At 40.6% G+C, this 13,893-nt stretch carries 6 protein-coding genes and 2 pseudogenes; all 8 read right to left on the bottom strand.

Annotated elements, in window-relative coordinates:
- Positions 1–229: 229 nt before the first annotated feature.
- Positions 230–1,108, bottom strand: a complete 879-nt coding sequence (locus JCM10512_RS20385; protein ID WP_044165714.1) for a BT_3044 domain-containing protein — start codon at positions 1,106–1,108, stop codon at positions 230–232.
- A 23-nt stretch (positions 1,109–1,131) separates the two neighbouring features.
- Positions 1,132–1,329, bottom strand: coding sequence for a RagB/SusD family nutrient uptake outer membrane protein (locus JCM10512_RS24700; protein ID WP_262482625.1), 198 nt, complete (start codon positions 1,327–1,329; stop codon positions 1,132–1,134).
- A complete protein-coding gene (locus tag JCM10512_RS20380; RefSeq protein WP_262482624.1) occupies positions 1,326–3,143 on the bottom strand; it encodes a RagB/SusD family nutrient uptake outer membrane protein in 1,818 nt (605 codons plus the stop codon). Before JCM10512_RS20380 ends, JCM10512_RS24700 begins: the two co-directional genes overlap by 4 nt.
- Positions 3,144–3,155: 12 nt before the next feature.
- Positions 3,156–6,241, bottom strand: a pseudogene (locus JCM10512_RS20375) (SusC/RagA family TonB-linked outer membrane protein).
- Between the two features lie 20 nt (positions 6,242–6,261).
- Positions 6,262–7,419 (bottom strand): IPT/TIG domain-containing protein, encoded by a 1,158-nt coding sequence (locus tag JCM10512_RS20370; RefSeq protein ID WP_244437389.1) that lies wholly within the window; start codon positions 7,417–7,419, stop codon positions 6,262–6,264.
- 583 nt (positions 7,420–8,002) lie between these two features.
- Positions 8,003–10,024 carry a RagB/SusD family nutrient uptake outer membrane protein gene (locus JCM10512_RS20365; protein ID WP_044165716.1) on the bottom strand — a complete coding sequence of 674 codons (2,022 nt, stop codon included), beginning with the start codon at positions 10,022–10,024 and terminating at the stop codon, positions 8,003–8,005.
- A gap of 42 nt (positions 10,025–10,066) precedes the next feature.
- Positions 10,067–13,287, bottom strand: a pseudogene (locus JCM10512_RS20360) (SusC/RagA family TonB-linked outer membrane protein).
- 276 nt (positions 13,288–13,563) lie between these two features.
- The coding region (locus JCM10512_RS20355) for a helix-turn-helix domain-containing protein (RefSeq protein WP_044165713.1) at positions 13,564–13,893 on the bottom strand (330 nt) is incomplete at its 5' end.

The following is a 13,893-nucleotide window of genomic DNA, read 5'->3' as shown; positions in this document are numbered from 1 at the left end:
TACGAGCTTCCAGCTATCCTGAGCAAAAAGACTCGAAGAGCATGCAAACGCAACAATCAATCCACCTATTTTAAACATACCTATTATTTTTTGTGGGAGAATATATTACTTACCGAGAACACATACCACTCTTGTTTACACCAATAAATATCTCCAAATAATATTAATTGATGCAGAAGTAGGCCCTAAAGCCTCTTCTGCATCATATTCTAGCAAAAGACCTATTGACTTATCTAGTTAGAACCCCTTTTATACGATAATTTTTTCCGCCAGAAGTATAGTCATAAGAAAATTTAAACTCATTATCACTATAAGTAACTGCCCCATTAGAGACAGGTAAGTTCTTCCAACTCGAGACTGTAAAACTACCATCCGCCTGCCGAGAGAACATGACACAATTATCTTCTATCGACTTGAAATAGTTTCCTCGCGTTAATGTAGTTACAGCTTCAACAGTAGCTTCATTGAAAAAACGAATACGATCTTTATCAACTGCCTTCAGTGTGCGAGTCAGATTCATAGAAGTCGGCATTAATTCATTACCCGCATTATCCAACGTATATTTCGTTGCGGTTAATTGATAGCTACCTGAGAACTCATTTACAAAATTAAGGTTCATAATAAGCACGGTATCCTTCGGATGTTTGATATAGTTGGATACAGATTCGATTTTGAACGTCAACGCATAGAGTGAGTCACAATGCAGACCAAAAGATTTAATTGAAAAAGGCAAACGGCTGTATACTTGGCCTGTCTTAATAGTTGTAGTCATTGAAGGGAAATCACAATATTCACTTTCTAGTTTCCTATATTCTACAGGAGCATCTATCATGTATTTATTGTTATACCAATCAATAGTAGCATCATTATGTGTCAAAGTCACATCTACGTTTTTATCTATAGTAAGGCTTCCACCCGTAGCAATAGCGATATATGTGTTTTGTGGCTCCTCGCCATAAGGTACATCAAACTTTTGTACGATATCATAAGCTCCCACAATATACACTTGTTTGATATATTGCTCACTTTCAAGAGGATTCTCTTGCTCGCAAGATGTCAACAGCATTGCTGTCACACCCAATAGATAAACAATTTTATTTAGTTTCATAACATTCTACTGATTTAAAGTTTTTAATTCCATTCGGGATTTTGTACCAGATTCTTATTCTTATCTAACACAGATTTTGGAATCGGATAAAAGTAGTTCTTGTAAGAGAACGAACGACGAGTCAACTTATCATTTAGCTGTGTTGTCGTATAGAATGATTTACGATCAGTACTTCTTGCTTTCACATTCATACCCGTAATTGGACGATTATAGGCCGTCATGGCATCATTCCCCCAGCGACGTAAGTGTGATAGCGATGTCCTTCACAGGCAAATTCTACTCTGCGTTCATGCTTAATCAGGTCTCTGACTTCATCGCGGTCTCTTGCGTCCGCTTCAGTGATTCCCGGTAGGCCTGCACGATAACGAACCAAATTAAAGTACTTCACAATCTCTGCCGTATTGCGTTCCACGCTCTCTTGATCCCCATTAATGATTTCCATTGTATAGGGGGCTTCCAATTCATTAATAGCTTCTACGTAGTTCAACAGAGTTTCTGCATAACGAAAGATCGGGAAGTATTTAGCACGAACAGCACCGGTTGCTTTCATATTATCTTCCGAATGGTTGTATTTGATGCAAGTATAGCCTGAACGGTTATAATCTTCAGGATGGTCCGGACTAGCAGCAGCATATCCATCAGAGTAATAGGTCACTTCCTTGTTGCGGAAATTATTATCGGTAGATGAAGTTCCTGCCCAAAAAGAGTGACAATAACCTACTGTTGCATAAAAACGAGGTTCGCGGTTATTATACATCTGAGCCGTTTTTGCTAGTAACGTATAACCAGAAAATGCTTGGTTACTTCCTCCTATCTCCAGATAGTTATGATTATTATCTGGGTAAGGATAATTTGCACTGGAATGATTGATGTCCTGACCGTCTACCATGCTAAACGCATTGACTAAGTCTTGCACCAAGTTCAGCCCATTACCTCCTCCCAACAAATAAGGTGATGAGATCCACAAGGGGGAATCACCTGTTGTTCTCGGTGCACAAGCATAGATGAACTCAGGATTAATCATGACGGGAAGTTCTCCATTGAACGGATAAGTTAATGACCGGTAATGATCGATGCCTGCAGCCCCTTCAGGATAATGTTCGTAATAATTTGGATCAGAAGTTACGCCTCCAGGCAAGGCTCGGCTATCTGGTTTTTTAGGTGTCCAATACAAATTGTATTTATTCGAATCAATAATATACTTGGCATAGGCAGCGGCCACTCCCCATTTTTCGTTATCTTTCTCCTGTGGAATGAAATGAGCTCCATCGCTTTTTCGCACCCAGTCAGAATAGAATCCATTGCCATTATACCAAGGGCTGGCAGCATACAACGTAATTCTCGACAGCGTAGCAATGGCTGCCCAACGGGTAGGTATAGTAGCAGTTATTGAACTTTCAGACTCTAAAGGCAAATATTGGGCTGCAAGCAACATATACTTTTTAATTTCAGCAATACATTCATCGTAGGTACCTCGTTCCAAAGACATTGCTTCGACCGGGGTTTCTACATCAAACGGTATTTCAGGGACAATGGGTATAGGTCCGTACTGAAGCAATAGTTGATAGTAATAATAACCCACTAGGAAATAGCAGCGCCCCATTAATTCACGACGTTCGATGTCTGTCACATCAGGCACTTCGTGCATTCTTTGCAGAGATGTCAATGCCATGCGAATTCCTTGATAATATCTTGGATAGTTATTATAGTAAGTTGAATAGGGAGTTATCTCATCAAGCAAGAATTTAATAGCTGCATGACGATTATCATTCCATGAAGTAAAGTTTTCGTCTGATGCCCCTTGGAAAGGGGTGGGTGAGTCTGTCCAAAGATTACCCTCATTGGGTAGGTATTGTGCGGCTCCATTGATGTATTGTTCCAGCAGACTCTTACGGGAAAAAACGGAATCTAGCGAAGTCATCTGATCGATGTAATCATCAACATCCAAATAATCCCCACACGACTGGAAGCCGATAACCAACGTACTGACACATGTCAGTAACCATAATTTCATGAGTTTATTTATCTTTTTCATACTATTGTCTTTTTAGAAGGTTAGATTTAACTGTATCGTGTACATACGCTGCAATGGATATGCTGCTCCATTGTTAGAAGCTTGTGTAGGGTCAAAAAGCTTCACTTTATCCCACACATGTAGGTTTTCACCTATGAGACTAATAGTGGCTCCCTCTACTCCTACACGATTTTTCAGCCAGTTATTAGTGAACCGATAGGAAACATCTACATTTTTTAAGCGCAGATAGCGTCCGTTGGCCAACCAGAATGTAGATTCCTGATTGTTGTTTTTATTTTCACCATAAGTCAGTCGTGGAAATTTGGCGTTGGGATTCTCGGTCGATGGATCTCCAGAATAAGAAGCCGATGTCCAACGATTTTTCTGATCAACAACCATTGACAATAAATTACCTCTTGACTCACTAGCAAATGGGTAAAAGCCTATTCCACCTTGGAAGTATTGAACTCTACTAACTCCTTCAAACAGTACGCTAACGCGGAATGCTTTGTAATTCCAGTCCAAAGCAAAACCGTACTGAATACGTGGAACATTTGAATAACTCAAAGGCACTTTATCGTCATTATCGATTTTTCCATCTCCATTGACATCTCTATATTTGATATCACCCGGCATCACATTATCCATAAAAGTTTGTTTGGGACTACTCTTGATGTCATCTTCATCAGCAAACAAGCCCAAAGCTATTAATCCTCTCTGAACACCATAGGGGACGCCTGCATATGCCTGATATGGGTAGTTCACACCACTTTGTTCCCAATAACGTACTTCATTCTCAGCATGCGTAAAGTTACCACGTACAGTGAGAGACATATCTTTGCTGAAAGTATGGGTATAGGCTAATGTTCCATCTATACCCCACGATTTCATAGCGCCAATATTAACATAAGGAAGCACGTTGCTTAAACCACTTTCATCAGGGATGTTAGCACGTTTCTGGAAAATATCATCCGTATTGGTGCGGAATAAATCGACTGTTAAATCCACTTTGTCATTAAAGAAACGGGCATCAATACCAAAATTGGTTTTCGTACTAGTTTCCCATTGCAAGTATAGTGAACCAATTTGGCTTTCTGCAAGTCCGGGCCCCCAAGTACTACCAGTATTGCCTACCGTAGTCAAATAGGGGAAGCGAATATCGTTGTTGTTACCATCTTTCAGGCGGTCATTCCCAACCTTTCCCCATGAAGCACGGAACTTCAAGAAGTTATTGAAAGGTAACGCATTCCGGTACCATTCGTACTGCGTCGGCACCCAACCACCAGAAACAGAGGGGAACCAACCGTAGCGACGCTCCTTATTGAAATTCTCTGAACCGGTATATCCTAGGTTTCCTTCTACAAAATAAGTATCCTTATATGAGTATGTGAGGCGGGAAGAAACGGCTTGATAACGTTTAGGTATACTCACCAATACTCCATTCCCCCAATTTACGTCTTTTAGTTCCTGACGATAGAAATGCACCAAACCACTCACGCGATGGTCTGTATTAAACACGCGGCTATAATCGGCTGCCGCCTCAAAATACAACTCCCGATCCGATTTAGAAAATTGTGAAGCTGTCATATCCTCTTTATCCACCGTACGCTTGGTTTTTAGACTTCCATCTAGATTTCGTCCGTCTTTAGGATCGGCATAGTATTGTTCTGGATTCATATGTCTATCGACTATATGTTGGCCGTTTATTTTAAAGGAAAATAATCCACGAATAGATAATCCTTTTGTTATCAGACTCAAATCCTGATTTAATCCTACGTTAACTTTTGACGAATATGTCTCGGTAGTTGTATAGCCCAAATAGTTCAGACGCACATATGGCGATTTATCAGTAGCTGTGCTTCCATATGCTGGTAACTGTCCGTTGGAGTAACGTACGGGAACGACTACTGGAGGTAGATTCGCTTGTGATTCCCATAAAACCTTATTGCTTGAACCTGTTCCGGGAGCATTTTGCGTCTTAACAACCGCTTCCAGATTCATACTCAACATAGTCGTCTTCGTCAGATTAGCATCAATGTTAGCACGGAAATTATACTTATGATAGTCTACATTTACATTATGTTTGGAAGCAGATTTATCTTGTTTGAAAAGGGCCTCAGAGTTGAGAATGCCCAAGCTCATGTAATAACGGGCGTTTTGTCCGCCACCTGAAACACTCAGATGGTGCTGGTTGTTCCACACATGATCTTTCAGAATAACATCACGCCAATTTACATTCGGATATAAGTCTGGGTCAAGTCCGGTTCTAAACAGTTCTAATTCAGTATCTGTATAAATGGGATCATCTCCACGAGCCGAGCGAGCTTCGTTGGCTAATTTTGCATAATCGTATCCATCTGCATACTCAGGCATGCGTGGAGAATAAGAGTAAGTGGCATTCGTCTTAAAATTAACATGTAATTTGCCAGCTTTCCCTCGTTTGGTTGTAACCACTACTACACCGTTCGCACCCCGAGTCCCATAGACAGCAGTAGCCGAAGCATCTTTCAATATGCTAAAGCTTTCGATGTCTGCAGGATCTAAGTCGTTAATGTTTCCTTCAATTCCATCTATCAAGACTAATGCACTTTGGCTCGCACCAAATGTACTAATACCACGAATCCAGAATTCTGAAAAGTTGTTACCTGGTTCACCACTTCGTGTTACAGCAATAATACCGGGTACGCGTCCTCCTAGCATATTACTCACAGATACAGCGGGCGCTTGGATTCCGGCCGGATCTACATTGGTAATTGCGCCTACTACCGAGATTTTACGCTGAGTTGTACGCCCCGTTATCACGACTTCATCAAACTCGTTAACCTGCTCTTTCAAGGTGATTCTCTCTTTAAGTTTAGTCGATGTGTATCTTACTTCCTGTGGCATATAGCTATGTATGAGAATACAAGTCTACTTCCGGTAGGAATACCGGTCAATTTAAACCGACCATCAATATCTGTAACGACTCCCAAACCTTGACTTCCTTTCACTTGAACGGAAACGCCGATCAGCTCCGTTCCCTGTTCATCAAAAATGAGACCTGCAACGTCAATTTTCTCTTGTGCAAACATGCCAATTGACATAAACATCCCAAATAGTATTAGAATACTCCGTTTCATAATTATGTTTTTCTTAGTGATTATTCTACTGCATATTTTCTAACAGCCTGTCCCCAACCTTCGGCTATCCAGAAGCCACCTTCGCCGTCGTAACAGATGTCATAAGGGTAATTGAATGTAGCTTCCAGTGGAGTGCCATCTATCTGGCTGGCTACATCAACCATTCCAGCAACCGTAGAAACGTAACCGTCTTCGACACTTATTTTTCGTAATACATATGCTTTAAAGCCTTCTACAATGAAGAAATTGCCATCTTCGTCTATGGCCATTCCGTTGGGCTGTGCAAAATAAGCGTCTTCTCTATAACCATCCTGAACTCTCGCCTGAGTGGAGGACCCGGCAAAGACTTGGCATTTACCGTCTTTTTCAAGCCTATAAACTGAATAAGTCAATTGATTCGACATAAAGAAACAGTCATAAATAGGGTGGTACACAATGTAAACTCCATTGCTGTGTAGACTCCCTGAGATATCTAATGTAGCAATATCTTCAATCTCCTGAGTAGTCACATTGAAACGAGCGAATTTTTTGTTGGCATCCACAAAGTAAAGCCATTCTTCTGATGCATCTAATGCTGCACTAAGCACTCTACCAGCGTATTGCGCACCAAGTTGTCCGATACGAGTAGGAGCCCAACCAGTTCCTTTGGTATACATATATATAGTATGGCCTCCTTCCCATCCAATGGCATATACCTTTTGGCGGTCCTTAGTCACAGCAGGTTTACCAGCTTTAAATCCTGGGTGAATTGTTGCTACTTTATTATCGTTTACAGAAACAAGACGAACTCGCGGATTATCTCTTTGGAAAACAAGCACGGTATTGTTTCCTACAGCGCCAATACCCCAAGTATACTCAAAGGAAGCCTCAGCTAATGTTCCATCTTCAGATTTCCGCACATTCTGAGTTCCGGCAATAGTAGAAACATTTTGTGCTTGTTCATACTCAAAAACTTCATCGGTTATGACCTCTTTGTCATCTACTACGACCTTAATTCGATTTTCTCCAGGAAGTTGACGAGGTGCCAAACAATAAATCGTTTGATTGTCAAGATTGATAATAGTCGCTAGACGTTCGGAAGCTCCGTCCACAAAATAAACTTTTACTTTTGACTTATCATTGCCGAAGTTAGAGCCTTTGACAATGACCTTTTCACGTAACTTCCCATTCTCCGGCATAAAGCGTCCACTGTTACAGGTTTATTGGGATCATAGTTCGTAGCATTGGAGTTGCTATCGTTATCCCCCTTGCAACCTCCCAATATAAATGGAAGTGCAAGCACTAGAAAATAAATAATGTGTTTCCTCATAGTGAAAATATTTATAGATTAGTAAATGAATGTTATCAAATAGAACGCCTTATAGTATCATGCTATAAGGAGGATGCTACAAAGCCTTTGCGTATATATAAAAGGACCTGCAGTTTTGTTTTTTTTCATCATATTAGAAAGTCTTTAGATTTAAGCGTGGTCTTCTGTTATATTAATGGTGCAAATCTACATGAGTGAACGCGAAGCAATGTCTAAAATGGGTTTTTCAAGGTCGAATTATAGATATTCTACCTTTTTAATGTATAATTCGACATGGGGAGATATAAACGAGAGCGATAGATCTTCTTAATGTCAGTTACACAAATCCGTTGAAGAGTAGCAATTGACTCATATCTTTATAATACAATAGAATGGCGGGGTAAACTTTCACGAGGAAAAGTCTACTCCGCCTTCATCTAAAATAATAACCTATTGAAAACTAATATATATTTCTATTGGACCTTATCTTCGTCAGCTACAGCTTCTTCCCAATTAGTCCACATTACAGTCGAATCATCGTAACCATCATAACCGTAATTTTGGCGAAGCTTGGCACCGATATTAGCGGTAATAGCAGAGTTGGGGACAGGCCAAAAGAGATTGTGTTTGTCAACCTGATAGTTCAAATTAACTTTGGAAAGGATTGTACCGTGATTGAAAATACTATAGCGAGTGCAACGCTTAAACCAATAACTACCGCCATTGAGGTCTGTACCGCTTTGCTTATCCCAAGTTTTAATGTCATAGATATTACCCCACTCATCAGGCTGATTACTTTTAGCAAGACACCATGAGATACGAGTCAGTTCGGGTTGACGCCATTCTTCCATATAAAGTTCTCGGGCACGCTCATCACATATATCACCGATTGTAACAGTAGTGAACATCTTTTTGGCGTTGGCGCGACTGCGAACTGCATTCACATCCTGAGCTGCACCTGTTGAATTATCCTGATAGAACTTAGCCTCAGCACGAAGTAAATAAGTCTCAGCAAGTCGGAAGAGGTACATGTTGCCATTAGAGCAATAAGAACCTTTAGTCGCTCCATTGAATTGGTTGGCATTCTTATTCTCTTCAGAACTTACATCGAGAATATACATTTTATACAAAGGTATGGGATACCAGCTGCGAATCGTATCTTTACACAAAAGGGTGCCTTTAGAGACTAATACTTTACCATTTTCATCTTTATAATCCTCAGTAGCATAAAGTTGCATATGCTGTCCACGATACTTAGAGTTAGGACGGTTGTATTTAATATCCTCCATCTCTACCCAATTACCTACGGTGCGGTTGTGACGTAAATCTTGCGTATCAACTTCCCCATTGTAAGACCAAATGGTCTTGTTGTAGTGATGAGATGTACGGAAACATCCAATACCGCGTCCAAGCACGCGCAACCAGTCAAGTTCTTTATTATATTCATTTGCACTACGAGCCCAATTGTAAGTGGGATATCCTATATCGGTAGGATCCATAATATCGCCATTAGACCAATGAACACCCAGGGCGCGCATTGTCAAATACTGCGTAAAGTTTTGATCATTATAGTTCAAAATGGGAAGGATTGTTTCCTTATTAGAAGCTGCGGCAACATTATCACCTCGATGTAAATCCCAAAGCACATTACGTTCGACGGGCCAAGTATCGGGGTTGCCCGAAGGAACATTCGTACCAAATGATTGAGTCATAAGAGCAAGTCCATGATTTTGAATCAAGTCAGTCGCCATATCCTCAGCTTTCTTGAAGTCACCGTTGACTAAGTAGCATTTAATTAAAAGCTGCATACAAGCTTCTTGATTCACGGCACCAAAATAAGGCATATCTTTCTGAGCAGGCACATGCTCAATTGCAAATTCCAAGTCATGAATCAACATCTTAAAGATAGCCTCTTTACTTGTTGATTTATAATTTTGCTTGGGTACTTCAATTATCTTTGTGACCAAGGGGATATCGCCAAACAAAAGTACTTGATGATAATATTTGTAAGCACGATGGAAGTATGCGCGACCTTTGTATGCATCACGGGTAGCATCGTCAAGCCATTTAACTTTGTCTACATAAGAAAGAACTGTATTCGCATACTTAATGCCCGTCCATGCCTGATCCCAAAAACGGCTCATCGAATTGGAGTCACCGCCGCCCGCCATGCCTGACGTAGGAGTGATTTTGTTGGCAAAGTCGTCCATGATGCCACCACCGGCATCAGTTTTCGCATAAAGGCCTATATCGGTCATAAAGTAAAGCGAGGCAATAGGAAGCACGTTGCCATTCCCATCCATAAGCATGGTCTTATAGTGCAAATCACACATGGCAAGGGCTGATTGTAAACCTGCTTCGGTGACATACGTAGATGTCGGTTCATAGAAAGACAGAGGGTCTTGTTTAAGAAAACTGTCTGTGCAATTTGCCAGTATGGCTAATGAAGCAACGGCTATGCATCTTTTGGATAATTTCTTTATATTGTTTTTCATTTTGAGTTTCTTTATATTATTGATCATTTTGAATCTCAGTGCTTAGAGTGTGATATTCAGACCCAAGTTAAAACTACGAGTTGCAAGTCCACCCGTTTCAGGATCTCCATATTCCCAACTTGAGAAAGTGCATACATTATTGCAGCTTGCTGTTACACGAACCTTGTCTACTTGATACTTGCGGGTCCACTTTTGAGGTAAGGTGTAGCCTACTGTAATATTATCAAGACGGACGAAATTGCGATTGTAGAGTTTGCTCACCCCGCCGGCCAAACCGGTATTAGGGCCAACAGCATTCAAACGTGCATACTCATTGGTGGGATTATCCGGTGTCCAATATTTCTTTTCCGGAACATTACATGCATTCGTGATTTGTGAACCGCCATTATCCTGATTCAACCAATATCCAGCAAGACTCTTATGACCCATATACGAATAAAGTGAAAAAGAGAAAGTAAGATCTTTCCAGAATGTGAAATCATTGCGTATATTCCAATAAATAGGGGGAGAAGTCGTACCTTGATAAGTTTTATCTTTATCATTGTAAACGGGAACCCTAGTACCATCTTCAAGTACCTTATCATCTTCCGTATAGAGATTCTTAACCTTAACATCACCCGGTTTCTGCCCAACAAGAGCTGCTTCCGCTATATCCGATGGCGTATTCTGCCAAATACCATTCGTTTCATAATACCAAATTTCGCCAATGGGCTTGCCTATATACCAGCCATTGGAAGTATCGTCCTTTTCTTTGCCATCCTCATCGTAATCATAGTAGATATGATTAATGCGATTCTTATTCAACGAGAAACCGAGAGAAGTATTCCATATGAAATCTTTCTGTTTAATATTAGTTGAAGATAAGGAAATTTCAAAGCCTTGATTTTGGACTTCACCAAGATTAGCTGTTATAGTACTAAATCCTGTAAAAATCGGCAGTCGCTGAGACATAATCATGTCTGTTGTCTTTTTAAAGTAATAGTCAATACTACCAGTCAGGCGGTAATCCAATATGGCAAAATCCAAACCGATATTATAAGCCTTAGTCTTTTCCCATTCAAGGTTAGGAGCTGCTAAACGATCCATATACAAAGAATTAACTACTGTTGAAGCTCCATTGTTATAATAAACCATTGAACTACCTAAACTAAGGTTCGCAAGAGTTTTGTAGACATCGCCGAACTCACGGTTACCATTGGTACCCCATGATAAACGCAACTTTGCCAGATCTAGCCAATTACGAGTGCTTCCCATGAATTCTTCGTTAGAAAGTGTCCAACCAACTCCAATTGAACCGAAGTTTCCCCAGGGATTGTTAGTGCCAAAACCAGAATAACCGTCGCGGCGGAAAGTGCCGGTAAACATATAACGGTCATTATAGCTGTAAAATAAACGGCCTAGATAGGAAGCGGCAGTATAGTGACTGTCATAGGTTGAGAATGAGCTTTGCTCCTTGTTTCCACTTGACGTATAATGAAATCCGAGAGCATCAGTCGGATCAAGATTGCGAGCATAGATGTTATCACTCCAGCTACGATGTTCTTCTGCTTCCTGAACTAAAGTTACCGTGAAGTGGTGAATGTCATCGAATGTACGATCCCAGACAATCGTATTATTCAAGTTCCAATCGAAGTTTTTAGCGTGACTGCGGTTAACACCACGGCTTGCTGCCGAAGCATCAGGAAGAGCTGCGGACATAAAATAACGATCGTAGAACCATTGGTAGCGTGGAGCAACATTAAATTGGTATGAGATACCAAGAGGTAGCGTGATCTTGGCATTAAAGATTGTGTTCAATACAGTATACCCTTTTTCAAGATCATAATATTGACGATCAAAGTAATAGTTATAACCACCATTAGTTGCGGTTCCGGTCATCGGGTACTGCTGATAACCGCCATCTTCGGTATACATCGGAGCATAAGGCGAATTACGGAGCATATTGTTGTCCCAGTAATTACTGCCAAGCGATACTTGAATATCACCATCAGAACGATCTTGGAAATTAACATTAGCTCCCACTTCAAACCAATCGGTAATCTTGGCGCTTAACTTAAGATTAGACCGAAAAGCATGGTAATCATTTCCTTGCACTGCCCCTTCATTGTCCACGTAACCAAAAGATAAATAATAATTGACGTGATCGGTTGCACCTGCAATGCTTGCATTATAGTCTTGATTAAGCCCCGTACGGAAAGTCGCATCATTCCAATCATACGTTTTTCCAGCCAAGAAATTGTCATATACAAGCTGGGCATTATTCAACTCTAAACGACGAGCGTACAAACTCAGATGAGATTCTCCTTCCGAAGGACCGAAACCACTCTTACCGGTTGAACTCGCCCATGCATCCTTTTCACTATCACTAAGATTGCTGGGGTTGTTGAAGTAACCTGAAGGATAAGCCAATCCACCTTTTTTAGAGTCTATTGCATTATAATAGCCATAAAGCCCATCAGCTCCCTGTCCATAAGTGTAGTTCATCATATACCAATCCTCGCGATAACGCATATAGTCGCTTGCGCTAAAATAATCACGATAGTTAGACTTGGAGTTGATAGCCCAATTTGCACCTATATTAATAACTGGTTTACCTTTCTTACCCTTTTTCGTAGTAATTATGATAACTCCTGCCGCCGCCTTAGCTCCATAAACTGCTGCCGAAGAAGCATCCTTTAAAATATCGATCTGACCGATATCATCCGGATTGATTTCCGAAAGTTCTCCATTAAATGCCATTCCGTCGAGCACAATAAGAGGCTGGCACTTGTACCCAATGAGTTCTGGCCACGTAATAAAATAGAGGCATCACTACCTTTAGCTGATGAGTCGTAACCAATCTGCAAACCGGGAGTTCCACGAAGAATATCCTGAACAGATGCCGGATTCTGATCCGCAATTTTGCTGGGATTAATTTGTACAACCGACCCCGTCAAATCCTTCTTACGCATTGTGCCATAGCCAACAACCACTACCTCTTCTAGTAGTTCGCTATCTTCTTGTAGTACTACTTTCACAGACCTTTTCCCTTTCAAAGGAATTTCTTCTGTTTTGTAACCGACAAAACTCACTACTAGTGTAGCATTCGGATTCACTTCTAAAGAAAAGTTACCGTCAAGATCGGTTATAACCCCATTGGAAGGCACCCCTTTCTCAAGTACACTGGCACCGATCACATCCCCCCTTGCGTCTTCTACTACACCGGTAACCGTAACTTTAGAACTTTGAGCGCTCATGTACGAGGCATTCATCATCAGAACCATACTGATTATGAAGGTAAATAGCACCCTACTCAGTCCTACCTTCGAGAAAATCTTTTGTTTTTTCATCGCATGAATTTTAAGATTAGAAAATAATTTGATGCAGATATGGTAAAAGAATCATCTGCTTAGTTCTAGAACCACATCGTAAATCTATGGACATTCATAGTGGCAGGGGGTGTGCAAAAGTGTCAAATAGGGTGAATAATGGTGCATGGAGCAAAATTCTACATAAGTGCACCAATTTTAAACATGCCCACGTTCGTATATCTACTTATATTAATTATTTTCTATTGGTTCTTCTTCTTCGACTATTATTCCCTGTGCGAAATGTTCTATATATTCGGTGGGAACCATTCCAAATTCTTTTTTAAAGCAGGAACTAAAATATTTAGGATCATTGTAGCCCACTGAATAGGCTAGCTCTGAAATACGTACACATTTCTTTTCCTCCATAATATGGCAAGCCGCTTTCATGCGGATATTACGGATAAACGAGATGTAAGACAATCCTGTCAGGGACTTCAATTTGCGAGAGAATGTCGATTTTGTAGTATGCATTTCTTTTAGGAGCTGGGATTGGTCAAAATCAGGATCGTCCAAGTGCTT

Origin of the sequence: Bacteroides reticulotermitis JCM 10512, from assembly GCF_000517545.1 — a bacterium.
GTDB lineage: Bacteria > Bacteroidota > Bacteroidia > Bacteroidales > Bacteroidaceae > Bacteroides > Bacteroides reticulotermitis.
Note: the sequence above shows the minus strand (reverse complement) of the source record. Positions and strands in the feature narration are given on the sequence as shown.

What these genes read in the sequence shown, in the direction of transcription:
- JCM10512_RS20385 (WP_044165714.1), bottom strand. Translation starts at nt 1,108, where the DNA reads ATGAAACTAAATAAAATTGTTTATCTATTGGGTGTGACAGCAATGCTG.
- JCM10512_RS24700 (WP_262482625.1), bottom strand. Translation starts at nt 1,329, where the DNA reads ATGACGGCCTATAATCGTCCAATTACGGGTATGAATGTGAAAGCAAGA.
- JCM10512_RS20380 (WP_262482624.1), bottom strand. Translation starts at nt 3,143, where the DNA reads ATGAAAAAGATAAATAAACTCATGAAATTATGGTTACTGACATGTGTC.
- JCM10512_RS20370 (WP_244437389.1), bottom strand. Translation starts at nt 7,419, where the DNA reads ATGCCGGAGAATGGGAAGTTACGTGAAAAGGTCATTGTCAAAGGCTCT.
- JCM10512_RS20365 (WP_044165716.1), bottom strand. Translation starts at nt 10,024, where the DNA reads ATGAAAAACAATATAAAGAAATTATCCAAAAGATGCATAGCCGTTGCT.